The sequence below is a fragment of the Bacillus sp. PK6-025 genome (assembly GCF_056530265.1).
On sequence record NZ_CP096509.1, the window covers coordinates 1,969,502 to 1,994,068 of the forward strand.

Consider the following 24,567-nt stretch of genomic DNA (forward strand, 5'->3'; position numbering starts at 1 on the left):
ATGGAGGAATTAAATATGTTCACAGTAGACCACAGCAAAGGTGAAGCTTTTGAACCGATTAAACCAGGAGAATATGAGGCAACAGTTATCAATTTTGAGGAGAAAACAGCAGCTTCATCCGGAAATAAGCGACTTGTCGTAGACTATGAAATTCGTTCTGACGTTGAGCAGCCATGTCAGGGCCAAAAAATCCTATACGATAACTTCACGGTTACAGACAATGCAATGTGGAGATTTCATCAAGCATCAAAGGCCGCGGGTTTTCCAAACGGAATGAAATTTAAAGATCATATCGAATGGGCCAATGCGTTTCTGAATAAACCGGTTCGCCTGGTTGTCGGAGAACGAGAGCACAACGGCAAAAAATATCCGGAAGTCAAAGCGTTTAAGCCGTCTGAGGCGCCAGCACCGGAAGCAGCTCCAGTTAACATCAGTGACGATGATGTACCGTTTTGATCATAAAAAACACATTTGAGGGAGTGTATAGCTCCCTCGTTTTTAAAGGGGAGTTATCACATGTACGAATTTAAGAACATACCGCAAGAGCTAAAAAACGCCCCTCAGTGGATTTTATGGCGTTCCGAAGAACGTGACGGTAAGAAAACAAAAGTGCCGTACCAGATTGACGGCAGCATGGCTCAATCCAGTAATAAAAGAACCTGGTCGACATTCCCGACCGTTTTGAAATTTTATAACGATCGAGATTATGACGGGATCGGCTTCATGTTTTCAAAAGATGATCCGTTCATCGGCATAGACATAGATCATTGTGTGGAGGACGGTGTCTTGTCCCCGTTTGCTGAGGAAATTGTTCAGGCGATTAGCAGTTACACCGAATATTCACCCAGCGGCAAAGGAGTCCACATCATCACAAAAGGTAAGATCCCATTGCGCGGGCCGGGCACAGGGAGAAAAAATCCTGAACTTGGACTGGAAGTATACCGCCACGGCCGCTATTTCACCTTTACCGGTAATAGTCTCGGGATCGGGGCCGTTGAAGAACGAACAGACGAGCTCAAAGAGCTGTTCGAAAAGTATTTGAAGGACAAAAAAGAAGAATCGAAACCGTCCACCCCGCCCGCTGTTTCATCCAAAGATATGAGCAATCTCTCCAATAAGGAGATATGGGAAAGGATGTTCAACAGCAAGAACGGGAAGAGCATTCAGGATCTGTTTAACGGTCATCTGATAAACGATGATCACTCGGCCACAGATATGGCTTTGTGTAATCACTTGGCATTCTGGACGGATAAAGATCCCGCAAAAATGGATTCCATGTTTCGCGAATCGGGTTTGTTCCGGGAGAAATGGGATCGACAGCATTCATCTGACGGCGCTACATATGGAGACATGACCATTGCCGCGGCCGTTTATTCAACTCATGCCACAATTTCTGATTTGCTGGAAGAGCAGCAGGAACAGCCGTATGAGGTGTACATTTCTCATTCCGATAATTCTCAAGTTGAGGATACAGAAGAGATCATTGACACCCCGCCGGTCTTTCATTTAACGGAGCTTGGCAACGCTGAGCGAATTGTCTACTATCACGGAAAGAATATCCGATACTGTAACGAGCTTGACTGGCTGATCTGGAACGGCAAGCGATGGGAAGAAGACAGCAAACGGAAAATTGAAGCTATCACCGCGAAAACATTACGGGCGTTATACGGCGAGGCCAAGGCCACAGAAGACAAATTCCGAAAAAAACAGCTCAATGATTGGGCGAAGAAATGCGAGCGCCGCAATATACGGATGAACACCATTTTAGATGTCCGGCCAATGGTTTCAGTGAGGAAGCAGGAACTGGATTCCCACAAATATCTTTTCAATTGCGATAACGGTGTGATTGATCTGAAAACAGGAGAACTTCTGCCGCATGATAGGGATCTGCTTTTTACAAAAATATCTCCTGTCTCTTATCAACCGGACGCCGACTGTCCGAACTGGAAAGCTTTCTTGGAAAGTATTTTTATAGATGACCAGGGCGCGCCGAACTATGAAATTATTGATTTCATGCAGAAGGCAATTGGCTATTCGCTGACCGGGGACACCACAGAACAGGTGATGTTCTTTCTATTTGGGAACGGTCGGAATGGTAAATCAACCTTTATCAATACTGTTCAGCACCTGTTCGGGGACTATGGGCGGCAGACAAACAGCGACACCTTTATAAAGAAGAAAAATGACAGCGCCATAAACAATGATATTGCCAGGTTGGACGGTGCCCGATTTGTGTCGGCCGTTGAGAGTGAAGAGGGACAGCAGCTGTCTGAATCGTTGGTGAAGCAGATCACCGGCGGCGAAAAGATGTCAGCACGTTTTCTGCGCCAGGAATACTTTGAGTTTACACCGGAATTTAAAGTCTTCTTTACCACAAACCATAAACCGATCGTTAAAGGCAGCGATGAGGGGATTTGGCGCCGGATCCGGCTGATCCCGTTTACTGTCACGATTCCAAAAGAAAAAGTAGACAAGAAGCTTCCTCAGAAACTGGCTGCGGAAATGCCAGGGATCCTGCGGTGGGCTATTGAGGGCTGCTTGAAGTGGCAGAAGGAAGGCCTGGGAGAACCGGAAGCGATCAGGAAGGCAACGGAAGGCTACCGGGAGGATATGGACATTCTCGCCCCTTTTCTTGCTGAAAAGTGTGTCACTCATCCGGCTGCAAAAATCGAAGCAAAGGAACTTTATAAGGAATACAAAGATTGGTGTTATGAAAATGATGATGTTGAGTTGAAAAATCGCGCCTTTTATCGTCAATTAGAAATTCGAGGCTTTAAAAAAGTAAAAGGTGCAAAAAACAAGACATTTATTCATGGGATGACATTAAATCAATATGCCGGAGGAAGCTTTTTGCAGAATAATGATGGGCGGGTTACTGAAAGGGTTACTGAATTTTCTTCAAAAAGTAACCCAAGTAAGGTCGCTTCTATCAATAGAAAGAAGCTTTAACCATTGATATATAAGGGTTTGTGAAGTTTTACATTATTTAGGGGTTACTAAGGGTTACTTAAATTCTATGTTCCGTTCTCATGAAAAAAATAAATAAAAAAATAAATATATATATAAGTATATAGACTTTAATAGAAAAATAGGTAACCTTTGATAACCCAGTAACCCAAAAGAGGTTGAAACCCTTGATATGACTGAGTTTTTAAAGGGTTACTGAAATTTAAGTTCGATAACCCTTTAGTAACCCCTTTTTAAAAGAGGTGATAATTTTGCACCCAAAACAAATTTGTGATGACCTTGCCTTTTTGGGATCACCTTTAGTTCTGGACGGGGATGACCTTTATATTGAGCATCCGGAGAACGTCTATCCAGAACTTGTGGAATTTGTTCAGTCACATAAAAAACGGCTCATCCAGTATTTAAAAGGTGAATACTCAATGCAGGATCATAAAGTCAAACAGACCATTGATAAAATCATCAATTATTTTATGGGCATAGATCAAGAAATGAATCCAAAAATAGACGACTGGTTCAATCATGAGTGGGATGCGGCAACCAAAGCCGCGAGATTGCTCGTTCTATTTTGGGAGAACGGCTGGAGAGATCTGAACAGTTCCGTTGCGAATTTTGAGGATGAAGAAACGGACAAGCTCTCTTTAGAAATCTATGAAAGGGCCATGTCGTACTTTAAGGGGAAGAAAGCATGACGATTATTCATTACAACTATTCGGATACTGAAATGAAAAATATTCTCGACAGCATGATCATTATTGTGGATACGAGGGAGCAGAAGAACCAGCATGTTCTTGACTATCTCCGCAAAAAGAACGTATCCATCAAATTCAAAGGGATGAAGACGGGTGATTATTCCGCCATGATCCCGAGAAACGAGGAATACGGGATCAGCCGGGACATGTATTTGAACGCTGCTATCGAACGGAAAAACGGAGTTGATGAGCTAGTTCAATCCATTAAGGACCGTTCTCGGTTTGAAAATGAATTGATCCGTGCAGCCAAACACCCTTTCACTCTTCTTGTGGAGGATCTGGAAGGCTACCAAAAAATATTGAACGGAAAATATCGCTCACAATATAAGCCACAGTCTCTGCTTGGCAGCTTAAAAACGTTTGAAGTCCGTTACAATTTCTCAACCGTTTTTATTAACCCGAGCGCGACCGGAAACTATATCTATCACCATTTTCATTATATGGCCCGGGAGCTGTTAAAGGGGGGCCTGTTGTGAATGACTTAATGAAGGCCCTTTATTGTGAAAGGAAAAAGGACGAGCTTAAAGCGCGGCTGCTTAAAATGGGATTTTTTAAAACGCCTGACGGTCGGCAGCTGTACGAGCTTTCATTGACTGAATTAGACGAAATATTCAAAAAGAAATTAATTGAAAGGGGAAGATGATCATGGCATTTGTAGGTTTTGAAGAATCACAAGAGGTGCGGCAGCTGGCCGAAAATTTAATCGAAGAGCACCACCCACATTTAAAAGATGCAAAGAAACACATTGGTTTTTACATCCGGGAGGGCAACAGCAAATGGGCCGGGAAGGCGAAAAAATGCACGGCCTTTGAGCGCCATATGACTGATTACATGCTTTTTGTATTCATCAATAAGGAAGCATGGAAGACGATGAACCAAGAGCAGCGTGCCGCCCTGGTCGATCATGAGCTTTGTCATTTTACCCGCGCGGAATGGGAGGAACCAGATCCGAATGACTCAAGCAAATGGGTTACCATGTACGGGCCCGCAGACGACCCTGACAGCTGGGGGATCCGTGAGCATGACGTTGAAGAGTTTTCGGAAATCATTGAGCGTCACGGCCTTTGGGAAAAAGGGATTGAATCATTCGCCGCAGCCGTCCGGGAGGCTGACTATCAAATGAATATTGATGATGTGAATAGAGAGCAGCGGCTTCAGAGGGTGAAGTGATGGGAGGCGGCAAGATGCCAAGATCACCTTTAATCTGGTTCGGCGGCAAGGCCAAATATGCCGAACACATTATAAACAAAATGCCCGCCCATAAGGTGTATGTTGAGCCTTTTGGCGGCGCGGCTCATGTTATAGCCAACAAGCCGAAAATATCACATGAAGTGTACAACGATATTGACGGAAATGTGGTCAATTTCCTAATGCAAGTCAGAAAGGATCCGAAGGCAATGCAAAAGGCTTGCGAGTCTATTCCGTACAGTCGGGCACTTTATGAAAAGTGGAAAGTCGAGAATTATCCAGCAGATGACTTTGATCGGGCTGTCAGGTGGTTTTATATGAATCGGTCCGGAATCAGTAAGGGAAACGCGGAGAACGTGCCACAAACCGGATGGCGTCACAGTACAAAAAGCGGTCAGAATCCTGCGGGCGGATACATAAGCGCCTGTACAGCTTTTCAGTCATTCGCTAACCGAATGAAGGGTGTCATGATTGAGTGCAAGGATTTCAGGACAATTATTGAAAAATACGATAGCCCGGATACTCTCTTTTATGTTGATCCTCCGTATGTCGGCCGTGAACAGTTTTACGCCGGCGGGTTTACGGAGCAGGATCACCGAGAGTTGGCAGGGCTGCTGAATCAAGCGAAAGGAAAAGTGGTTCTCTCCTATTATGACGATCCTTTGATACTCGAGCTCTATCCGAATTGGGGGAGAGAAACATTTTCAGCATACAAGCAGGTTGTCGGTGGATCCGGAAAAGGAAACTGGGCCGAAGAAATGTTGCTGTTCAATTATAAAATTACTCAGCTCAGTTTATTTGATTAGGAGGCGTGGTGGGCGCCGATAAGGAGGAGTTATGATTTATCTAATTATAGGAATCGTCATTCTTGCTGCTCCGTTCATCTGGATGGAGATTGCTGAAAGACGGATCCAAGAATGGGAAAAAGAAAAATGAACGAATGGAGGGAAAGGATGTCAAAGGAACAGCTATCTTTTCTCGATGATGTGGACGAGAAAGCCGTCCGAAAAATAGTCATCAAAGAACTGAAAAATTACCGCGCGCTCAAAGTCCAATTAGAGAATAAAAAAGAATGTTCGTCTGCCGGCATTAACATCTTCCCTTCCCTCCGGGATTCATTTTCCGTTAACGAGCTTAAGGTCAAGCAGATGGAACGCGCTTTAAAAAACAGCTTGGATGATGAGGAACGTTTGATCATCGAGAAGAAATACCTGACTGCTGCCAGGGTCAAAGATATTCATATCTATATGGATTTGGGTTTAAAGAAAAACACTTATTATGAACTGAAAAAGAGGGCGATTTGCCGCCTTGCTACAGCACTCGGAATCATCTGAGTGCTTTTTTATTTGGACAAAAAGTAAACATTTTGGGGTACAAAAAGGGAGACAAAAAAGGAGACTATTTATTTTTGATTTGTCGATAAGATTTACTTATCAAGAAATAACGGGATACGCACCATTCCCTTATCAAGGTGAATTCGGATACTCAAATTAAGGCGATGAAGAATGTAGCCAAACGGGAGGAACATTCTGAGCCGGATCGCGCTAGTCTTGCGGCTTTGGTATCGGGAGATTTGTAAGCAGTATGTTTTTTTTGGACATGCCGTCTTACAATGCTTGGCTTCCTCCCGGGGTATGTGTGAGACGCAATTTTAGTAAGCGTTTAGCGTAAGGGGGAATCGTTCGACAAATTTCGCAAATTGTTTAATTTTCCACTTCCTGTCCGATAAGAAGGCGGGAGGTGAGAATGATGGATTTGGATCAATTGATTAGTGAAGGTGAAAGAGTTATAAGTACAGCCGTTAAACATGACATGACTGGAAAAATGATTCTTAAAGGTGCAGAACTAGAAACATGGGCGATGAAAAGTGTGATCTATGCTGAGCAAAATTTTGAGAGTATGTATTTAATTCAAAGATTAAACGATGATGCAAAAGACTTGAAAAAAGATGGCTACGACAAGGCTAATGCAATTCTCGGAGTGTTAAAAGCAGTAAAAGAAAGCTAAAATTTAGCATCCTTCGGGATGCTTTTTTATATTCTCTGTAAACCGGGTCCAGTGAATTTCACATACTGAAGAAGAAAAGGGCTCAAATTGAGCCCTTATATTAGTGAACTTGAATAGGATATAGTTTTTGAATATCAGCTATGTCTACACTGTCTAGTGTATGTTGATATTTATAGTAAGGATACATAACCGAATTTCTATTTGATGTATTATGAGGTAAACCAAGAGCATGTCCTATTTCATGTATAGCTACACTTTTTAAATCGAAATGAGAAGATTCACTGGAATTTTCCAAGACAAAGGTTTCATCATCATCAAAATGAATATCTCCGCAAATATCACAGTTTTGATTTCCAGTTGGAGGATAATATGCATGTGCTATAACACCATTTGGTCCATCAAATGGATTATTGTCACCATGTTCTTTAGCACCAAACAATATAACAATGTGTGGATTCTTATCCATTGAAACTTCTGTGAATTTTAAAGAGCAAACACTAGACCATACATGAAAGCTTTCCATTATTGTTTGTCTAATTTTATCTTCGGAAAGATCAGGCGTGAAGTTTTTAAAAGTATAAGTTAGATCATTGGTTTCCCACCTGCCTTGAGTTCGAGTATCTATATCAGAGACTCCACAACGAGGGGGAAGAAAAATATCCTCATTATTGTCTAGCGGATACTGAGTTAGAAGATGGTTTTGGTTATTCATAAATAATCATCCTTTCTGTTGAAATTCAATATTAAATATTACCTATTATGGAAAATTTATACTTTTGATTTTAAAAAATGTAGAAGGAGGTGAATGGAATGGCCCGCTAACTCGCAAAGCTCATGTGTGCACTCCGAAATAGGACTGGTTCAACCGTTAAGACTTTTCTAATAAGAAAGGTCTTTTTTATATAAGGGGGAAACAAATTGCATATTGAGAAGCCAAGCCTTAATAAAGGTGTAAAGCTATCTAAGAAAAAGCCGCAATTACTGCGGATTGAGCTTAATGATATTGACCTAGTCTCGCAGGTATTTTACAAGGGTGAGAAGTTAAAAGGAACTATAAAAGGGATTTTTCATTTTTAACGGATGATGATTCAAAGCTTAACCCAACACATATCGACATTGAATACATCGATAAAGATGGCAAGTTTGGAACAAAGGCAATCGTTTATAATCGACAGCTTCGCAAGCTGGAGGAAGGTTCGCAATGAATAAACCTTTAAAGCCCTGCAATGAACCAGGCTGCCCGACTCTTACCCGGGAAGGTTACTGCGAACAGCACAAGAGAGCCAAGCCAACCTATGATCAATACCGTAAGTCAGCCGCCCGCCGGGGATATGACAGCAAGTGGCGGAAGGCAAGACAGGGTTACCTGTCAAAGTATCCTTTCTGTGTTTCCTGCATGAAGGAAGGCAGGAGGGTTCCCGCAACAGTCGTTGACCATATCGTTCCGCATAAAGGAGATAAAAAACTATTTTGGGATTCTTCCAACTGGCAGCCGCTGTGTGCGCCCTGCCATAGCAGGAAGACCGCGAAGGAGGATGGAGGCTTTGGCAACAGAACATCAAACCTGCGTATGTGATCACTGTGGAACCAAGTTCCATATCAAAGGATGTTCAAAGGTTAGGAAGCATGACAACGGGGTGCGGCAGCATTACATCAAGTGTCCGCGGTGTCAGACTGAATACACGTCCTACTATACAAACGAGACGATCAGGCGCATGCAACAGAAGGTAAAGAAGCTGACTGTACTACGTCTTAAAGCACAAGCTCAAAAGGGAATTGACGTATACAAACAAAAATACACGCAAGCTCGAGAGGAATTAGAAACGGCCATGCTGCAGCTGCGGGAGGAAATGGAGACCCCCCGCCCTTAAATCTCTGGAATGGATTCGCCGGAGACCGCGCTCCCCTCCACATTTTGAAAAATTCCCTAAATGAAATTTCGGAAGGAGGTGAGGGAATGGCAAGACCAAGGCAACCGGTTGATTTATTGCTTGTCAAAGGTAAGAAAAACCTGACAAAACAGGAGATTGAAGAACGAAGAAAGCAGGAGATCAAGGCGCCAAGCGACAAAGTAAAGGCGCCTTCTTATTTACCGAAAGACTTAAAAAGGGAGTTCAAAAAAATAGCGGACGAGCTGAAAAACATCGGAATTATGACGAATTTAGATGTTGATGCGCTCGCCCGTTTTTTATATTCGCGGAAGCTTTACCTTCAGGTGACGGACCAGCTGCTTGAGCAGGGGCCAATGAAAACGATAGTCGTCAGAGATGTGGACAAACAGGGAAATATCGTGGGGGAAAAAGAAAAATCGGTAGTCAATGAAGCGTATTCGGACTTGCTAATCAATCAAGATAAACTATTCAAACAATGCCGGCAGGCTTCCAGTGATTTGGGCTTAACCATTTCCTCGCGCTGCAAGCTCGTGATTCCTAAAAAGGATGACGACAAGCCGAAATCAAAAGAGGAAGAGCGGTTTGGGGGCCGGATGTAATGCAAGAGGTCACCGCTGAAATTCTGATTGAGCGTGTATGGGCCTATTGCGAAAAAATACTTTCCGGTGAGATAAAGGCTTGTCAAAAGCATAAATGGGCTGTGCAGCGGTTTTTAAAAGATGTGGAGGCGTTAGCGGACCCGGATTGCCCCTTTTACTATGACGCTGAAGCAGTGCTAGATTTTTACGAATGGGCGCGGCAGTTCAGGCATGTTGAGGGGATACTTGCGGGTGAGCCGATTGAGCTGACGGACTTTCAGCTCTTTATTGCGGCCAATGTATACGGCTTTTTCAAAAAGGAAAACGGTGCCCGCCGGTTCCGAAAAGTTTATATCCAGCTGGCTCGTAAGAATGCGAAATCGCAATTTCTCGCGCTCATGGCGTCTTATGAAGTGTTCCCGACCACCGAAAAACATCGGGTGTTTATTGCTGGATGGTCCCGGGAGCAGTCAGACGAAGTTTACCAGGCGATTCTTGAACAGCTGCAGCATGCTCCGATCCTTGAAGGAAAATATACATCTGCAAACGGCCGGGTAAAAAAGTATAAAACGAACTCAATAATTCAGCCTCTTTCCCGGGAGGCGCGGAAGCTCGGAGACGGTAAAAACCCTAGCTTGGGCATAGTCGATAAATTATTTGTCGCCTAACTTAGAAATAAGTTAGTGAAAATCAACCAAAAACGGTGGAATCTAAAAGCCATAGTTACAGGTTAATAAAACTGGCTCATGATAATACCGTGGTAAGCGAGAACATCACTCGCCACCGTAACGCATAGGGGCTGAGCGTTAAGAGAGCAAAAAAGCCCCCACGAGTGGTTGACACCTTACTATTCAGTTAAAGGTGAAAATATATGCTGACCTTACAGGAAACTGTAAGAAGTAGAGGATAAAAAGCCTTTACGATAACAATGTGGAATATCATGCCCACGAGACAAGTGAAATTTATGATGTGCTTGACAGTGGTATGGTCGCCCGGCGCAGCCCGTTAATGGCAATCATTACGACAGCCGGGTTTAACATGGAGCGGCCATGTTTTAAGGAATACCAATATACAAGCAAGATTCTCGATCCTGATGCCGACACAGAAAACGATGATTATTTTGTTATGATCTGCGAACTTGATCCAGATGACGACATAAAAGACGAGTCAAACTGGATCAAAGCCAACCCTATTGTTGCAACGTATCCGGAAGGTATGGAGTCACTACGCTCTGCCTTAAAGGTTGCGCTCGAAATTCCAGAAAAAATGCGAAGCTTCCTTACCAAGAATATGAACCGGTGGGTTGATCAAAAGGATAACGGCTATATGAAAATGTCAAAATGGCGCGCGTGCAGCGGTGAAATTCCTGATCTGGAAAACATGGCGGTATATCTTGGGCTGGATTTGTCCATGACTACCGACTTAACATCAGTCGGCTGGGTTGGTGTTCTTGATGGAATCTATTATGTCGGACAACATTCCTTCATGCCTGAAGGGCGCGCAAAAGAAAAAATGGCGACGGATAAAGTGCCGTATGATCTATGGAAAGAGATGGGCTACATTACGTATACGCCTGGCGACGCCGTTGATTATCAAATAGTTGAAAAATGGATCATTGAATTTATTTACAAGCATCGATTCCGGCCACAGGAAACCGCATATGACAAATGGAATGCATTGCATTTGGCCCAACGGCTTGAAGCTAAAGGCCATACCATGGTGGAGATTCCGCAAAGAATCAATCATCTATCTTTGCCGACAAAAGACTTTCGTCAAAAAGTGTATGACGGCAAAATTATTCACGGGGATGACCCGGTTTTAAATTGGGCGATCAATAACGCGATCATGAAAATTGATCCTCAGGAGAATATCATGCTGGATAAAGCAAAATCTCCTCAAAGAATCGACCCGGCTGCAGCTGTCATTAACGCATACGCCAGGGCGATGTATCACGAAACAAACCAAAAAGTAGACTTGAATGCACATTTCATGTCTGATAATTTCAGCTTTTAGGATGTGAGAGAATGAAAAAATTGCTGGCCTTTCTGCTTTTAATTTTAAATGATCTGCTGTTTGTGGTGGGGGCCGCCTTCATCCTTGCAGCTGCATACAGAGTTAACACAAACATCGGTCTGATTCTGACGGGTGTATTTTTTATGTTTTATGCCTATCTCCTGACCAAGAAAGGGAGGTGAAATAATTGCTAATTGATCGGGTGTTTGAGAAACGAACTGATTCCAAGGATATTAACGGCTTCAATGATTTGTTTTTAAATTTATTCGGCGGTAGACAGACGGCAAGCGGCGAAAAAGTGAATGAAAGAAATTCGCTTGTGCAGCCGGATGTTTTTGCCTGTGTGAATGTATTATCTGATGACATCGCCAAGCTCCCTATTCATACCTATCAAAAATTAGAATGCGGGATCGAGCGAAAGCCGAGTCATCCGGCTGCCTATGTTGTCTATGCTCGGCCCAACCCTTACATGACCGCGTTCACCTGGAAAAAACTCATGATGACTCATGTTTTGACTTGGGGGAATGGCTACTCATACATTGAGTTTGGAGCCAATGGCTATCCAAAAGGCTTGTATCCATTACGGCCGGACGCTACAAATGCCTTTGTTCATCCAAAAACGGGCATGCTGTGGTATCAAACTGTTCTCAATGGGCAGACAGTGGAACTTTTTGAGCATGAGGTATTACATTTCAAAGGCCTTTCCACTGACGGCATACAAGGAAAATCACCCATCGGCGTCGTTCGCGAACACATTGGAGCTCAGGCCGCCGCAACAAAATATAATGCGAAGCTGTATAAAAACGAGGCAACGCCGCGCGGGATCTTAAAGGTTCCTGCTTTTTTAGATGAGAAGCCGAAAGAAAATGTACGTAAAGAATGGAAACGAGTCAATCAAGGTGAAAATATTGCGATCATCGACAACGGTCTTGAATATCAACCCATCGCTATGCCGCTGCAAGAGGCACAATTCGTGGAATCGATGAAATTCAATAAGGCCCAAATATCGATGATTTACAAAGTACCTTTGCACAAGCTTAATGAGCTGGATAAGGCTACATTCTCAAATATCGAACATCAATCCATTGAATATGTGAGAAACACTCTCCAGCCGTGGATTATTAATTTCGAACAGGAGCTTAACGTTAAGCTCTTTATGGACCATGAAACGGAATCCGGCCACTATGTGAAATTCAACATTGATAGTGAGCTGCGCGGAGACAGCAAGACACAGGCCGAATATTTGAAAATACTCCATGAAATCGGCGCCTTAAATAAAAACGAAATCAGGGCATTAATTGAGCGGAATCCGATTGAATACGGAGAAAAATACATGTCCAGCTTAAACTATGTTTTTCTGGACTTTATGGAGGAATACCAGCGGCTTAAAGCTGGCGGTGCCCTGAAGGGAGGTGACAAAAAGGATGAAGGATAAAGAGATTCGGCAGTTAACCACACCTATAGAAATTCGTTCTGAGGGTGAGGATAAAAGCGAATTTGTGGAAGGATACGCCCTGAAATTTGAAAAATGGTCTGAGCGGCTTGGGGGGTGGTTTAAGGAAATTATTAGTCGGAATGCCCTGAATTCGACCGATCTAACAAATGTCATCGCGCTGTTTAATCATCGGCAAGATTTCCCGTTAGCTCGAAATACCGTCTCAGGGGACACAGGGCGGCTTGAATTAGAAGCGGACAACATAGGTCTCAAATTCCGTTTTAAGCCGTCAGATACGTCATACGCGCGTGATTTAATGGCGAATATAAAAAGCGGTGTCATAAACCAGTGTTCTTTTGCTTTTTCCTTAAATCACAATGAGGCGGATGCTGATGAATGGCGTTTTAATGATGAGGAAGACATTTATGAAAGACGGATCAATAAAATCCATCGCATATATGATATTTCACTTGTCACCACCCCGGCCTATAACGACACGGAGGCAGTCGTCGGATCCCGGAGTTTGGAGAAAGTGGAGCTGCTCAAAGAAGCACGGAGGTTGCCGGAAGACAATTTGAAAATGGAACTAGAACTATTAGACCTTATTCTCCCTGAATAGAGGTCTTTTTTGTGTCTAAAAACAAGGAGGAAACGATTTATGCCAATGCAAATGAGCAAAAAAGAAATTGAATTGAGACAACAATTTACGGAAAAGAAAAAAGAAGCTGATCAAAAGCTGCAGGAGGGAAATGCCGAAGAGGCTCGTACGCTTCTTGACGAGGCCAAGACCTTAAAAAATCAAATTGAATTATTGGCGGAAGGCCGTTCTCTTGCTGTTCCGGAATTACCGGAAGATAATTTTGGTTCAAAATTGGGGAGCGATTTGCAAAATCGATCAAACGGAAATGAAGACAAGGAAGAAAGACAAAAAGAATTTACTTCTGTCTTTGTCAAATCAATTCGTGGTAAGCGTCTGACTGAGGAAGAACGGGACTTACTTGAAAGCCCTGAATTTAGAGCTATGTCTGGTAAAAATGAGGAAGACGGCGGCATTTTAATTCCTGAGGATATTTCCAGAACTATTAAAGAATTAAAGCGGGAGCAGGAACACCAGCTTGAACAATACGTGACAGTAGAACCGGTTGCAACGCGTTCAGGAACAAGAATGCTCGAGAAAAACAGCGACATGACTCCGTTCGCGGTTCTTGAAGAAATGGATGAAATTCAAGAAACAGATCAGCCGAAATTTAGCAAGCTATCCTACAACATTGTTGATTATGCTGGAATCTTGCCTCTTTCAAATACATTGCTGCAAGATACAGACCAAGCAATTATGAACTATGTGGCAAAGTGGTTCGCCAAAAAGTCGATCACAACCCGTAATGCACTTATTCTTGCAGCTCTTGAAAAACTGAAAAAGGTTGATTTTAAAGGGTTAGATGCCATTAAGAAAACCCTTAATGTGACCCTTGATCCTGCGATTTCACCAAACGCTATCATTATGACGAACCAAGACGGCTTTGATTACCTTGACAATTTGAAAGATGGTGACGGCCGTTATCTTCTTAAAGACAACCCGACTGAGCCAACACAAAAAATGCTGTTTGGCCGCCGGGTTGTTGTCGTTTCTAACAGAGTGCTGAAAACAAAATCAGGAAAAGCACCTGTGATCGTTGGGGATCTGAAAGAGGCAATTGTCTTGTTCGACCGTCAACAGCAGTCCATCGCCTCCACGGATGTGGGTGCCGGTGCATTCGAAACCAACACAACAAAAGTGCGCGCTATTGAACGCGAAGATGTCAAACTGTGGGACTCTGAAGCGGCCGTATACGGTCAGTTAACACTTGAAGAGGCAGCAAAATAATGAGGAGGAAGCCTTGATGTCACATGTAACAAAAAACTATAACACCGATGGCGGAGATCGAACGGTCATTGGCGGTGTTTTAGAGATTGATGGCGGAAAAGTCATAAAGGACGGGCAGGAAGTTACTTTTGGCGGGGACGGATCAAATATCCGCGTGACTCATGAAATGCTCGATGACAAATCCGTTCGAAGTAACAACATCGGTACCGGCAGTGTAATGGAAGAGCATTTGAACTCGACTATTTTGAAGCGTTTTACCGATATTGAAGCCAAGCTGAAAGAGTTAGAGGGTTCATCTGGCACTGAATAAAATTTCAAGCAAAGGATGATGAAAAATGGCAGATCAATTTTTAAACCAGAGCAACGGTGTTTACACTTCCGCAGAGGATGATGGCACAGGTAAGCCTGTAACAGCTGTCTATTTGAAGAATAACAGTGAAGACAACCCTTTATACATTAAAGGGATGCAGGGGGAACCAGGGCCCCAGGGACCACAAGGGCCAAAAGGGGACAAAGGAGATACCGGCCCACAAGGCCCACAGGGAGAGCCAGGACCCAAAGGTGAGAAAGGTGATCCTGCTGTCATTGAAGACGGGAGCATCACCCACGAAATGCTTGGTGAAAATGTTGTCAGAAGTAAAAACATTGGTACTGGCAGCGTCATGCCGGATAACTTAAACAGCGAAGTAAAGGCCATGTTTGATAGTCTTCAATCTCAAATTGATGAGTTGAGAGAAAAAGTGGCAGGCTCTGACGATTCCGCGAACAATGAGCTACAAGAATAAGGCGGGTGAACCATCATGAATTTGGTGGATATGAAAAACTATCTCCGCCTAGACCACTCTGAAGATGATCAAATGTTATCGCAATTTATTGCGGCAGCGAAAAGCTATATTGTCAATGCTATTGGGCGGTTTGTTGATGGGAACCCACAATTTGAAATTGTGGTCAAAATGCTTGTCCAGCATTGGTACGAAAACAGAGGGATGTATGAGTCAGGGACAACAGGTTCGTCCATCCCTTTTACTGTTGAAAATCTATTGACGCAACTGCGTTATACGGATGATGAGGTGCAGGAAGATGAAGAAAAAGAGGACCAGCGATCTGCGGCACCGCCTGACCTTTCAAAAGAAGACCGAGATTCAGGATGAAGAGTTGAACTGGACCGAAACTTATATTGATTTATTCACCGTGTGGGGCGCTGTGGAGGGGGTTAGCTCTCTCGGAAACAATGAATCTATGATTGCGGGGGCATGGGGCGTTAAATCGCCTAAAAAGATCACCATTCGGTTTCGGCAAGATATTCAACGCGATATGAGAATTGTTGAACAGATCGGCACAAATGAAAAGGGTGAACCTGTTTTCCGAGCCTTTGACATCCTTGACTTTAACGATCCTGAAGATTCAAAAAAGTGGCTTGAAATTATGTGCCAGGAGGTGGGGCTCAATGGCTGAAATGAACTTTGAAGGGCTGGCCGACCTAGATCGATATTTTGAAAGAATCGGTGAAGACGTGGAAAAGGCGGAAGATGTGGCTTTGCAAGCCGGCGGGGAAATTATCGCGCAGCACCAGCGACAAAATGTTAATCGAAGCGATAAGAATCAGCCCCATATAGCTGATAACATTACGGTTTCAAAGGCCAGGGAATCTAAAGGCGCAGAAAAGTTCGTTTCAATTGGACCCAATAAAAAAGTCGCTTATCGGGCCAGATTCTTGGAGTATGGAACATCAAAAATGCCACCGTATCCTTTTATCGAAAAAGGCAGGAATGAAGGGGAGGCGTCAGCTGTGGAAGTAATGGCCCGTATTCTAACAGCTCCAATCAAATGAGTTTTGATGCAAAAGCAGAATTGAGTGCTGCCCTGGTCAACGATTTTTCATTAAAAGAACTGGTGACAGGCGGCTTTCATAATAGAGTCGCTTCAGATGTTAATGCATACCCAAGAGTCATATATACAGAATTGAAAAATGCTGATGATTCATATGCCGATAATCAGGCGCGATCCTCGGAGGTTCGCTTTCAGATCAGCATTTTTACCAATTCAAATACGGTTAATAAAGAAACCAAAATCGCAAAAGAAATTGACCAGCTTATGAAATCGATTGGATACCGTCGGTATGATTCACAAGATTTATACGAAAAGACAGACAAGATTTTTCACAAAGCTATGCGATATATCAAAGACTTTTTTGAGGAGGAAAAATAGTGCCAACAATTTACGGTTTAGATATGTTTCATTATGCAGAAGTCATTCAGGATGACGAAAAAGGTTTGGAATTTGGTAAGCCTGAAAGAATCCCAGGCGCGGTTAACGTAAAAGTTGATCCCAAATCAGAACAAACAAAATTCTGGGCTGATAATGGGGTCTTTGACAGCTTTAACAGCATGGGTGACATTGATTTAGAAGCAGAAATGGCTGACATGCCTTTAGACATACAAAATAAAATTTATGGACATCAAGTAGAAAACGGTGTTTCTTTTGCCAGCGGTGATGACCAAACCATTTATTTAGCTTTTGGGTTCAGAGCGAAGAAATCAAATGGAGGATACCGCTATTATTGGCTTCTTAAAGGATTACCCGAGTTATTAGGAGCCGAAGGCAAGACAAAAGAGGAAAAAGTCGATCCGCAAAGTACAAAATTTAAGGTTGGATTTCAATTGTTGCAAAATCCGAAAGGAAAGAAACGCTGGAAAGCGCAAGCGGAGGACAGCGACACATTTAATGGAGAAGGCTGGTTTGATCAGGTTGTCTATAACGGGTTACCTTTCGCAGCGGATTCTGGCGGTAAAGCAAACGATCTTGGAGACTAAAATAAAACAATCATGAGCGCTTATAGGCGCTCTTTTTTATTGTTCAAAAACAGGGAGGAATCAAGATGGAACCTATTTCAATCAATCTCAGAATCAATGATAAAAACAAAAAGTTTGTCACACCAAATTTCATTTCAGGAAAGCTGTTCCGGGAAGCGGCTGAGATCACAGAGGATATTGAGTCAACAGATGCTGAGCGCATTTTCACTGAAAAACAAATTGAATTTGTCTGTAATACGTTTGGGAATAAATTCTCAGTTGATGAGTTTGAAAATGGCATTGATGCGAGGTTGGTCACGAGAACAATTTACGGCACAGCAAACTACGTTTTAGGAAATATCGCTGAAGCCAGCCAGATTTTAAACCCTGATCCAAAAGACGGTGAAGAGCCGGGGAAGTAAATTTGTCTGACGCTGTCATTGACATGTACAACGCGTTAGAAGAAATCGGCTATACACAAAACCAGATTGATGAAATGGACATTGTTTACCACCTGCGGCGCCTGGCCCGCCGAAAAGAAGCCGGTGGAAAGCCCGCAGGAGAGAAAGAAGAAAAGCGCCTTTACATTGACCAGGTGCTCGGGTAAGGGGGTGACCGATTGGCAAAGGACATAAAAGTCAGACTGTATTCAAACTCGAACCAATTCAGAACGGAAATGCGTGCTGTTGCTCAGCAAATGAAGAACGTCAAATCTGAATTCGAAAAGAACCGTACAGCTGTAGGCGTATGGGGCAATGAATTAAGGACGTCTCAAGAAAAAGCGAAAACACTCAGCCGGCAGTTGGACATTCACAAGCGAAAAGTAAAAGCTCTTGAGCGTGCTTATGCTGATTCAGCTATAAAAAAGGGCAAAGATGCTCAAGAAACTCAGATGCTGGCTCGGCGGCTGAACTATGCGACAGCTGAAATGAATAAAACGCAAAATGCTTTGACGCAGACCACGCAGAGGATCAAAAGGCTGGAGGATGAATCTAGGAGCGCTTCTGCCACCATCCACAGAATGGGCCAAAGAATGAATGCAGTCGGCAGCACAATGAGGAATGTCGGTTCATCTGTCGCCATGACATCGGGTATTGCCTTTGGTGGTTTGGTCCTTCCTTTAAAAGATGCGGTTCAAGTTGGTATGGATTTTGAAAAGCAAATGAGTAAAGTGCAGGCGATTTCAGGCGGCACCGCGAAAGACCTCGCCAAGTTAACGGAGCAAGCGAAAGAACTTGGCGCCAGCACGTCTTTCACAGCCAGCCAAGCTGCAGAAGCACAGAACTTCCTTGCGATGACTGGATTTAAAACCAATGAGATTTACGGGGCTATGCCTGGCATGTTAAGCCTTGCAGCGGCCGGACAGCTTGAACTTGGAACAGCTGCAGATATTACATCAAACATCATGTCTGCCTTTGCATTAAAGGCCGAAGAATCGGCACATGCAGCCGATGTGATAGCCTATGCAGCATCCAACGCCAATACCAATGTTGAGCAAATGGGCGAGGCAATGAAGTTCCTGGCACCAAATGCGAACTCTCTCGGCTGGGGCATGGAAGAATCAGCCGCTGCCATCATGGCGTTTGGTGATGCCGGCTTACAGGGTACTATTGCAGGTCAAGCTTTTGGTACGTCCCTGATCCGTCTCGCAACTCCTGCCAGGAAGGCACAAAAAGAAATTGATCGACTTGGTTTTGAATTTTTTGATGCTGCCGGCAACATGAAAAGCATGCCTGAAGTCATCGCAGAAATGGAAAAGGGCATGAAAGGCATGACCAAAGAGCAGCAGGCGGCTACTCTGAAAACGATTGTCGGCGCTGAAGCCTATAAACATTGGGCTGTCCTTCTTCAAAAAGGTTCGAAAGCGCTCGGAGAAAATACGAAAAAGCTGAAAGAATCCGACGGCGCAGCCAAAAAGATGGCAGATACCATGCTTGATAATGCTCAAGGAAGCATCACAAAATTTCAGTCGGCTATGGAAGGCGCGAAAATTGCGTTAACCGAGGGACTTCTTCCTTCAATCGGTGACCTTGCGGATAAAGGCTCCGCCCTTCTTACCATGTTTAACAACCTGGATAAAGGCACACAAGCAACCATTGGAAAAACTGCGGTTCTTACTGCGGGAGTATTAGGCGTGACGACGGCTGTCGCTACACTGACGGCAGGAGTCGGCGCTCTTTTAGCTTTTACCGGTCCTGTGGGTTTGGCTATTGTCGGAGGTACGGCTTTATTGGGCTCTTTAGGAGTCGCCATGTATGCCGTTTCCGAACAAACCGAAAACATGAAGAAGAAGCAGGAGGAAGCCAGAGAAAAAACTTTGCTTTTTGGTGAAGGAGTTTCAAAGGCAACACAAAAAGCCGCAGGCTCTTATGTGGATTTGAGGGAAAAAGCGGAATCCCAACTTTTTGAGCTGACACGGGTTTCCGGTGAGGAAGCCGATAAGATGGCTACAAAATTAGTTCAAACGTATTCTGATATGCGAGACGAACTAATACAACAGCTTGAGATGTTGAAAAAAGATGCGATTGTTGTAATTGAAGGCTTGATGGAAGATACCGATAAGAACACCCAAAAAGCCGGTGAAAAAATCGTGGACAAAATGGTCGGCGATATAGACGCGGATATCGGAGAAGCCAGAGAAAAAGTCAAGGAACTGCAAAAACTTCAGAAAGAAACCGGTCTTGTCTCTTCCAAAATGAATGATGCTCAGAAACGAAAATACCAAGAGATCATTTCATATTTCGAAGAATCTACCAGCAAATTTGCGGCAAATCAAAAAGAAGCTCTTGCAATGCAAAAAGCGGTAACAGAGCAGCAAGGAAAGCTCTCTTTCAAGCAAGCAAAAGAATACAACGACAAGATTAAAAAAGTCTACGACGAGGGCAAAAAAGCCGCGAAAGAAGATTATGAATACCGGAACAAAGTCTTGAATCAGTTGTATGCACAGGGCTATATAGATGCTCAACAAAAAGAAGCTCTCTTGAAAAAAAGTACAGCAGACTTCCAAAAGACCCTTGCTAAAAATACAGCAAGTTATGAGGAAAATTCTCGTGCACTTTTCTCGAAAATGTCTAAGAACGGCGAGCTTCTTGACTTAGAAACTGGAAAGGCTCTTGAAAGACAGACGCAATTCATCTCTAATTCTATGGGGATGGTAAAAACTATTGAGGAAAAAGATTCTGAATATCAAGAACGATGGGCTCAAAAACAAATTGAATACTTAAACAAACTCGGAACAAGCAAAGAAAAAGCTATTGAGACGACCAGACAAGCCCTTGAGGATTTTTATGTCGGTCTCGGAAATACCCAGGAGGAAGCCGAAGCAAAAGCAGACGAAGCGATCCAAAACGTCCTTGAAAAAATGAACGGCGGCAATGAAAGAGCTGAACAGGCCGGACGAGAAAAAGGATCAGCATTCACTCTTGGTTTGAGCAGTACATTAGGACAGGCCCAAGAAACTGGGAGTCTTATTGGTAAAGGAGCTAATCAGGGATTAAGCCAAGGAAAGACGCAGCCGAAGCAGTTTGGAATGGAAAAAGGAAATGCCTTTGCTCTCGGTTTAAGAAACACGCTCGGGATTAATAAACAATCCAGCAGCGTGCTCCGTCAATCTGTCAACAGCGAACTGTCTAAAAATAGCGGCCAAGCCCGTACAGCCGGTAAAGAAAAAGGTGATCAACACAATGCCGGTTTAAGTTCCACAAAGCCTAAAAACAATAATACTGCAGCAAGCCTTTCAAAAAACGTGTCCGGTCGTCTCGGTCAGACAACTGACGGCGGGGGCGGTAAGAAAGCCGGTATGGACTTGACCAAAGGATTGATGAGTCAGCAAACCGCGTCTTACAATGCCGGTTCGAAGGTATCAAACAAGGCGAAATCCGGGTTGAAAAGTGTGAAAACCAGCAGTGTGGGTTCTGATTTTGTTTCTGGATTTGTTAATGGAATTAAGGGCGGAATCGGCAGTAACTCGCTTTTCAAAGCAGCTTGGAATCTTGGTAAATCTGCATTATCAGCATTGAAAAAGTCGATTGACTCCCATTCGCCGGCGAAAAAGAGTATGGCTGAAGGTAACAACTTTACAGATGGATTCGCGATAGGAATAAGTAAAACAGTCGCGCGTGCAAAACGAAGCGCCCAGGCGTTAGGGCAAGGAGCCAACCTGTCACTCAAACAGGAGATCAACAAAATGGCTTACAACATAAAAGGCGCGGCTGATGAGTTGCTGTCCTTGCGTTCGGAGTTAGTCGTCCGAAATGAAGTTGATACACCTTCTTTGAATCAGAAGCTGGATGCTCTCATTACGCTTCTTTCAAATGGTTTATCGTTTGGAGAACAAACAGAGCCAGCGGCCGCAGGCGGGCCAATTAGAATTTATCCGGCGCCTGTCAATATTGATGGAAAACAAGTGGCGGAAATCGTTTTTGAACAAGGTGACGGCAGGATTTTGGATAGGAAGAGTTTAGATCGATATGATCAAAATGCTTATCAGAGTGGGGTGAGACGAACCTGATGAACCTTTATTTAGATTTTAATAATGGCCTGGGGGAACAGAGCTTATCAAGTTTGCTCCCCCATTTTAAGTTGCTGAGCTTTACACCTGATTCACCGGCTATTGAACGGGAAACAGTGAAGATACCGAGGATCAACGGCCTTGTCTTGCCACAGCATCCCCGCGATGTTGTTTTTAAAGAGCGATCTATCAAGGTAGAAATTCTATTAAACTCGATCATCGCAGAAAATTTTTATCAGTACAGGCGAGAACTTTATGCGCTTTTGGTGAAGCCGTTCCCTTATTATATTTCAACCGATCTATTGCCTAATCTCCGTTTTCTCGTTACGTGTGACGGTAATTTCAGCATACAGAAAGAGAAACAGAAAAACCAAACTTCTTTTACTGTGGAATTTAATAACGTCACTGGCCTGGCAGAATCCAAATTTACATCTCTGACAAAGCAAAATTTTGACGGTGAACATTGGAGTCCAGGAATGAATATTCAAATGCGTGACGATCTGGAATACAGGTTCAAAAATCGAAGGAGGTTTCAGGTTTATAACACTGGGGACGCCTATATCAATCCTCTTGAGCATGACTACAATGTGACCTTATGGGCGGCCGGAAAAAATGTGACGATCATCAACCATACAAATGGTGAGAAACTGAAAATTGAACAGGAATTAAAAAAATCACAGCGCGTTTCTTTTATTAAGCAATACACGGTGATCAATAAAACACCTATCAAAACATCCGGCAGGCTCCCGGGACTCGATATAGGTATGAATGATTTTGAAATCCAGAATACCAATGATTTTGAAATCATATTCGATACCCGTTTCTACTACGCGTAAGGAGCATGCAAAATGGCAAACACAGATTTTATCAAGGAAATTGCACCAGACGCCCAAAGAGTCTATAAAAAGTATGATATTCTCGCGTCTCTCATTATTGCTCAAGCTTGCTTAGAGAGCGGATGGGGTAAAAGTGAACTGGCCCAGAAAGGGAAAAACTTATTTGGTATTAAGGGTACTTATAACGGCCAATATGTCCTCATGTGGACGACTGAATATGATAAGAGCGGAAATGCCACCCGTGTACAAGCCAAGTTCCGAAAGTATCCGTCTTGGTATCAATCATTTCAGGATTTAGCCAAGCTGTATGTGAACGGAACAAGCTGGGATCCTAATCACTATAAAGCTGTGGTCGGAGAAAAAGATTATAAAAAGGCAACCGCTGCGCTTGTAAAAGCTGGTTATGCGACTGACCCAAATTACGCAACAAAATTGAATAATCTCATTCAAACTTATAATCTAACCCAATATGATTCTATGGATGTGGTACCGAACGAACCAGATGTACCTGAAACACCGATACCGACGCCGGAGGTACCAAGCAAAGAATATGATGGGAAAGACGTTCCGCTTAATCAAAATTTGCCTACGGATGTTGATTTTCCACAGCTGCATGTACTAGCAGGAGACGGAAAGAATGTGGTTGAAATAACGGGCGTCTCGCTCGATCTGACGGACGATACGACGGGGAAGAAGAGTTTTACATTTACAATCACCAAAACGCAGGAAAATGCCATTGAATTTGATCTATTGGTGATCGATAACATTCTTTTTCTGGATGAACGGAAATTTAATCATCAAAAGTATTACATTACAAACGTTGAAATACGGCAAGAAAATAATGTGTTGAGGAAAACTGTTTCGGCCAGCCATATTTTCTCGGTCCTGCTGATCAACAATTATGTGACTGAAACGGTGTCTAAAAAAATGACAATCAAAGAGGCTTTTGATATCGCATTAAAAGGGACGCCATTCAAATATGTATTAAAAGCTCCAGTGAGTGACTTTCCGAGTGCCGAACAAGAAAACTTTGGTGACGGAAATTCCACGGAATTGGTGGATAAAATCATTTCGGATTACGGTCCTGAGCTGGATGTTGATAATTATAAGATCCTTGTTTATAAGAAAATTGGACAAAAAATCAATTTCACCTTAGATTCGCGCTATAACATGCCAGGTATTTCTATTAAGACAAACTCGCAAAATTGTACAACGCGCGCCTGGGGTTACGGGGCGTTGAAGAAGAGTAGCACCGACAGTAAAAACCCACAATATGAATTTGAGCCGATCTTATACGTACATCCGGATGAGAAAAAGTTTTTACTCGAAGGCCTGCCGCGCTGGGCCGATCCAATTAAAGATGAAACCATAAAAAAAGCCAGCAGTATGATTTCTGCATTAAAAAAACATGTGAATCCATATCCTGAATTGACTATTGAAGCAGATTTCCAAAAAATCTATGAGCCGAAGCTTTTAGAGATCGAGCAAGATTTTTGGAAAGGCGACACCATCCATGTCTTGGCTGTTACGGCATCAGGAATCATGTTTGAAGCCGATGTTCGGCTGATTTCAATTCAGTACAACCCGTTGAACCCATACAGCAGCCCAAAATTGACGTTCGCGAATTTCAGAAAAGATATTCAGGATATTGCAGTCAATCAGGTCAAGAAACTAAGGGATCAAAAACGATATATTGACCAGCTTTTCAAAACGCTCAGGTAGGCGTTTTTTATTTT

The 24,567-nt window shown here is 43.3% G+C and carries 30 protein-coding genes and 1 pseudogene; 30 read left to right on the forward strand and 1 reads right to left on the reverse strand.

All coding sequences use genetic code 11. The features are described 5' to 3' along the window. The first annotated feature begins 15 nt into the window (after window positions 1-15). The 9 genes from M1D67_RS10225 to M1D67_RS10265 all read left to right on the forward strand — a co-directional run bounded on the left by M1D67_RS10225 (window position 16) and on the right by M1D67_RS10265 (window position 6,911). Window positions 16-456 (forward strand): DUF669 domain-containing protein, encoded by a 441-nt coding sequence (locus M1D67_RS10225; RefSeq protein WP_061578359.1) that lies wholly within the window; start codon window positions 16-18, stop codon window positions 454-456. Between the two features lie 60 nt (window positions 457-516). Further along, window positions 517-2,949: a phage/plasmid primase, P4 family gene (locus tag M1D67_RS10230; protein ID WP_479831801.1), complete on the forward strand. Its 2,433-nt coding sequence runs from the start codon at window positions 517-519 to the stop codon at window positions 2,947-2,949. 269 nt (window positions 2,950-3,218) lie between these two features. Next, window positions 3,219-3,656: a hypothetical protein gene (locus tag M1D67_RS10235; RefSeq protein ID WP_096748168.1), complete on the forward strand. Its 438-nt coding sequence runs from the start codon at window positions 3,219-3,221 to the stop codon at window positions 3,654-3,656. Continuing rightward, window positions 3,653-4,192, forward strand: a complete 540-nt coding sequence (locus M1D67_RS10240; RefSeq protein WP_105981188.1) for an ERCC4 domain-containing protein — start codon at window positions 3,653-3,655, stop codon at window positions 4,190-4,192. Before M1D67_RS10235 ends, M1D67_RS10240 begins: the two co-directional genes overlap by 4 nt. Continuing rightward, window positions 4,189-4,359: a Fur-regulated basic protein FbpA gene (locus tag M1D67_RS10245; protein ID WP_096748166.1), complete on the forward strand. Its 171-nt coding sequence runs from the start codon at window positions 4,189-4,191 to the stop codon at window positions 4,357-4,359. The genes M1D67_RS10240 and M1D67_RS10245 overlap by 4 nt, the downstream gene beginning before the upstream one ends. 2 nt (window positions 4,360-4,361) lie before the next feature. Then, window positions 4,362-4,886: a putative metallopeptidase gene (locus M1D67_RS10250; RefSeq protein WP_479831802.1), complete on the forward strand. Its 525-nt coding sequence runs from the start codon at window positions 4,362-4,364 to the stop codon at window positions 4,884-4,886. 14 nt (window positions 4,887-4,900) lie between these two features. Beyond that, a complete protein-coding gene (locus tag M1D67_RS10255) occupies window positions 4,901-5,710 on the forward strand; it encodes a DNA adenine methylase (RefSeq protein WP_479831803.1) in 810 nt (269 codons plus the stop codon). 147 nt (window positions 5,711-5,857) lie between these two features. After that, entirely contained in the window at window positions 5,858-6,238 is a 381-nt protein-coding gene (locus M1D67_RS10260) for an ArpU family phage packaging/lysis transcriptional regulator (protein WP_479831804.1), read from the forward strand. A gap of 415 nt (window positions 6,239-6,653) precedes the next feature. Next, a complete protein-coding gene (locus M1D67_RS10265) occupies window positions 6,654-6,911 on the forward strand; it encodes a hypothetical protein (protein ID WP_217620798.1) in 258 nt (85 codons plus the stop codon). A gap of 100 nt (window positions 6,912-7,011) precedes the next feature. On the opposite strand, the gene M1D67_RS10270 is transcribed toward M1D67_RS10265, so the two are convergent. Further along, the gene (locus tag M1D67_RS10270) at window positions 7,012-7,623 is read right to left on the reverse strand and encodes a matrixin family metalloprotease (protein WP_479831805.1); all 612 of its coding nucleotides are present in this window, start codon (window positions 7,621-7,623) and stop codon (window positions 7,012-7,014) included. 206 nt (window positions 7,624-7,829) lie between these two features. On the opposite strand from M1D67_RS10270, the gene M1D67_RS10275 reads away from it, so the two are divergent. The 21 genes and pseudogenes from M1D67_RS10275 (at window position 7,830) to M1D67_RS10375 (ending at window position 24,553) form a co-directional block, all read left to right on the forward strand. Beyond that, the gene (locus tag M1D67_RS10275) at window positions 7,830-7,988 is read left to right on the forward strand and encodes a hypothetical protein (RefSeq protein ID WP_479831806.1); all 159 of its coding nucleotides are present in this window, start codon (window positions 7,830-7,832) and stop codon (window positions 7,986-7,988) included. A gap of 124 nt (window positions 7,989-8,112) precedes the next feature. Then, the gene (locus tag M1D67_RS10280; RefSeq protein WP_479831807.1) at window positions 8,113-8,487 is read left to right on the forward strand and encodes an HNH endonuclease signature motif containing protein; all 375 of its coding nucleotides are present in this window, start codon (window positions 8,113-8,115) and stop codon (window positions 8,485-8,487) included. Between the two features lie 381 nt (window positions 8,488-8,868). Then, window positions 8,869-9,402 (forward strand): phage terminase small subunit P27 family, encoded by a 534-nt coding sequence (locus M1D67_RS10285; RefSeq protein ID WP_009330380.1) that lies wholly within the window; start codon window positions 8,869-8,871, stop codon window positions 9,400-9,402. Beyond that, a complete protein-coding gene (locus M1D67_RS10290) occupies window positions 9,402-10,049 on the forward strand; it encodes a terminase large subunit domain-containing protein (RefSeq protein WP_254636389.1) in 648 nt (215 codons plus the stop codon). Before M1D67_RS10285 ends, M1D67_RS10290 begins: the two co-directional genes overlap by 1 nt. 265 nt (window positions 10,050-10,314) lie before the next feature. Further along, a pseudogene (locus M1D67_RS10295) lies at window positions 10,315-11,394 on the forward strand (terminase large subunit); the annotation flags it as partial. A gap of 11 nt (window positions 11,395-11,405) precedes the next feature. Beyond that, a complete protein-coding gene (locus M1D67_RS10300; RefSeq protein WP_198403082.1) occupies window positions 11,406-11,576 on the forward strand; it encodes a hypothetical protein in 171 nt (56 codons plus the stop codon). Window positions 11,577-11,581: 5 nt separating this feature from the next. Beyond that, window positions 11,582-12,829 carry a phage portal protein gene (locus M1D67_RS10305; RefSeq protein ID WP_096748155.1) on the forward strand — a complete coding sequence of 416 codons (1,248 nt, stop codon included), beginning with the start codon at window positions 11,582-11,584 and terminating at the stop codon, window positions 12,827-12,829. Continuing rightward, window positions 12,819-13,448 (forward strand): HK97 family phage prohead protease, encoded by a 630-nt coding sequence (locus tag M1D67_RS10310; protein ID WP_479831808.1) that lies wholly within the window; start codon window positions 12,819-12,821, stop codon window positions 13,446-13,448. The genes M1D67_RS10305 and M1D67_RS10310 overlap by 11 nt, the downstream gene beginning before the upstream one ends. A 39-nt stretch (window positions 13,449-13,487) precedes the next feature. Next, complete coding sequence (locus tag M1D67_RS10315) at window positions 13,488-14,693, forward strand: phage major capsid protein (protein WP_081376398.1); 1,206 nt, start codon at window positions 13,488-13,490, stop codon at window positions 14,691-14,693. A gap of 16 nt (window positions 14,694-14,709) precedes the next feature. Then, entirely contained in the window at window positions 14,710-15,003 is a 294-nt protein-coding gene (locus tag M1D67_RS10320) for a hypothetical protein (RefSeq protein ID WP_065643963.1), read from the forward strand. Between the two features lie 25 nt (window positions 15,004-15,028). Continuing rightward, window positions 15,029-15,478, forward strand: a complete 450-nt coding sequence (locus tag M1D67_RS10325) for a collagen-like triple helix repeat-containing protein (RefSeq protein WP_096748154.1) — start codon at window positions 15,029-15,031, stop codon at window positions 15,476-15,478. A 15-nt stretch (window positions 15,479-15,493) separates the two neighbouring features. After that, window positions 15,494-15,844: a head-tail connector protein gene (locus tag M1D67_RS10330; RefSeq protein WP_059231687.1), complete on the forward strand. Its 351-nt coding sequence runs from the start codon at window positions 15,494-15,496 to the stop codon at window positions 15,842-15,844. After that, window positions 15,774-16,148, forward strand: a complete 375-nt coding sequence (locus M1D67_RS10335) for a phage head closure protein (RefSeq protein WP_075213406.1) — start codon at window positions 15,774-15,776, stop codon at window positions 16,146-16,148. Before M1D67_RS10330 ends, M1D67_RS10335 begins: the two co-directional genes overlap by 71 nt. Continuing rightward, window positions 16,141-16,524 (forward strand): HK97-gp10 family putative phage morphogenesis protein, encoded by a 384-nt coding sequence (locus tag M1D67_RS10340; protein WP_096748153.1) that lies wholly within the window; start codon window positions 16,141-16,143, stop codon window positions 16,522-16,524. Before M1D67_RS10335 ends, M1D67_RS10340 begins: the two co-directional genes overlap by 8 nt. Continuing rightward, a complete protein-coding gene (gene gp17 / locus M1D67_RS10345; protein WP_096748152.1) occupies window positions 16,521-16,901 on the forward strand; it encodes a tail completion protein gp17 in 381 nt (126 codons plus the stop codon). Before M1D67_RS10340 ends, gp17 begins: the two co-directional genes overlap by 4 nt. Continuing rightward, window positions 16,901-17,506, forward strand: coding sequence for a major tail protein (locus M1D67_RS10350; RefSeq protein ID WP_315968925.1), 606 nt, complete (start codon window positions 16,901-16,903; stop codon window positions 17,504-17,506). The genes gp17 and M1D67_RS10350 overlap by 1 nt, the downstream gene beginning before the upstream one ends. A gap of 65 nt (window positions 17,507-17,571) precedes the next feature. After that, window positions 17,572-17,907, forward strand: a complete 336-nt coding sequence (gene gpG / locus M1D67_RS10355; protein WP_096748150.1) for a phage tail assembly chaperone G — start codon at window positions 17,572-17,574, stop codon at window positions 17,905-17,907. 2 nt (window positions 17,908-17,909) lie between these two features. Next, the gene (locus M1D67_RS10360; protein ID WP_096748149.1) at window positions 17,910-18,092 is read left to right on the forward strand and encodes a hypothetical protein; all 183 of its coding nucleotides are present in this window, start codon (window positions 17,910-17,912) and stop codon (window positions 18,090-18,092) included. Window positions 18,093-18,104: 12 nt separating this feature from the next. Continuing rightward, window positions 18,105-21,995, forward strand: coding sequence for a phage tail tape measure protein (locus tag M1D67_RS10365; protein ID WP_479831809.1), 3,891 nt, complete (start codon window positions 18,105-18,107; stop codon window positions 21,993-21,995). After that, the gene (locus tag M1D67_RS10370; RefSeq protein WP_096748147.1) at window positions 21,995-22,831 is read left to right on the forward strand and encodes a phage tail family protein; all 837 of its coding nucleotides are present in this window, start codon (window positions 21,995-21,997) and stop codon (window positions 22,829-22,831) included. Before M1D67_RS10365 ends, M1D67_RS10370 begins: the two co-directional genes overlap by 1 nt. Window positions 22,832-22,843: 12 nt before the next feature. Beyond that, complete coding sequence (locus M1D67_RS10375; protein WP_096748146.1) at window positions 22,844-24,553, forward strand: phage tail protein; 1,710 nt, start codon at window positions 22,844-22,846, stop codon at window positions 24,551-24,553. Window positions 24,554-24,567 lie beyond the last annotated feature (14 nt).

Coding starts and splice junctions, on each gene's coding strand:
- M1D67_RS10320 (WP_065643963.1), top strand. CDS start 14,710: ATGTCACATGTAACAAAAAACTATAACACCGATGGCGGAGATCGAACG.
- M1D67_RS10335 (WP_075213406.1), top strand. CDS start 15,774: ATGAAGAAAAAGAGGACCAGCGATCTGCGGCACCGCCTGACCTTTCAA.
- M1D67_RS10375 (WP_096748146.1), top strand. CDS start 22,844: ATGGCAAACACAGATTTTATCAAGGAAATTGCACCAGACGCCCAAAGA.
- M1D67_RS10225 (WP_061578359.1), top strand. CDS start 16: ATGTTCACAGTAGACCACAGCAAAGGTGAAGCTTTTGAACCGATTAAA.
- M1D67_RS10270 (WP_479831805.1), bottom strand. CDS start 7,623: ATGAATAACCAAAACCATCTTCTAACTCAGTATCCGCTAGACAATAAT.
- M1D67_RS10310 (WP_479831808.1), top strand. CDS start 12,819: ATGAAGGATAAAGAGATTCGGCAGTTAACCACACCTATAGAAATTCGT.
- M1D67_RS10280 (WP_479831807.1), top strand. CDS start 8,113: ATGAATAAACCTTTAAAGCCCTGCAATGAACCAGGCTGCCCGACTCTT.
- M1D67_RS10230 (WP_479831801.1), top strand. CDS start 517: ATGTACGAATTTAAGAACATACCGCAAGAGCTAAAAAACGCCCCTCAG.
- M1D67_RS10255 (WP_479831803.1), top strand. CDS start 4,901: ATGCCAAGATCACCTTTAATCTGGTTCGGCGGCAAGGCCAAATATGCC.
- gpG (WP_096748150.1), top strand. CDS start 17,572: ATGGAACCTATTTCAATCAATCTCAGAATCAATGATAAAAACAAAAAG.
- M1D67_RS10340 (WP_096748153.1), top strand. CDS start 16,141: ATGGCTGAAATGAACTTTGAAGGGCTGGCCGACCTAGATCGATATTTT.
- M1D67_RS10240 (WP_105981188.1), top strand. CDS start 3,653: ATGACGATTATTCATTACAACTATTCGGATACTGAAATGAAAAATATT.
- M1D67_RS10370 (WP_096748147.1), top strand. CDS start 21,995: ATGAACCTTTATTTAGATTTTAATAATGGCCTGGGGGAACAGAGCTTA.
- M1D67_RS10260 (WP_479831804.1), top strand. CDS start 5,858: ATGTCAAAGGAACAGCTATCTTTTCTCGATGATGTGGACGAGAAAGCC.
- M1D67_RS10315 (WP_081376398.1), top strand. CDS start 13,488: ATGCCAATGCAAATGAGCAAAAAAGAAATTGAATTGAGACAACAATTT.
- gp17 (WP_096748152.1), top strand. CDS start 16,521: ATGAGTTTTGATGCAAAAGCAGAATTGAGTGCTGCCCTGGTCAACGAT.
- M1D67_RS10300 (WP_198403082.1), top strand. CDS start 11,406: ATGAAAAAATTGCTGGCCTTTCTGCTTTTAATTTTAAATGATCTGCTG.
- M1D67_RS10265 (WP_217620798.1), top strand. CDS start 6,654: ATGGATTTGGATCAATTGATTAGTGAAGGTGAAAGAGTTATAAGTACA.
- M1D67_RS10290 (WP_254636389.1), top strand. CDS start 9,402: ATGCAAGAGGTCACCGCTGAAATTCTGATTGAGCGTGTATGGGCCTAT.
- M1D67_RS10330 (WP_059231687.1), top strand. CDS start 15,494: ATGAATTTGGTGGATATGAAAAACTATCTCCGCCTAGACCACTCTGAA.
- M1D67_RS10325 (WP_096748154.1), top strand. CDS start 15,029: ATGGCAGATCAATTTTTAAACCAGAGCAACGGTGTTTACACTTCCGCA.
- M1D67_RS10250 (WP_479831802.1), top strand. CDS start 4,362: ATGGCATTTGTAGGTTTTGAAGAATCACAAGAGGTGCGGCAGCTGGCC.
- M1D67_RS10285 (WP_009330380.1), top strand. CDS start 8,869: ATGGCAAGACCAAGGCAACCGGTTGATTTATTGCTTGTCAAAGGTAAG.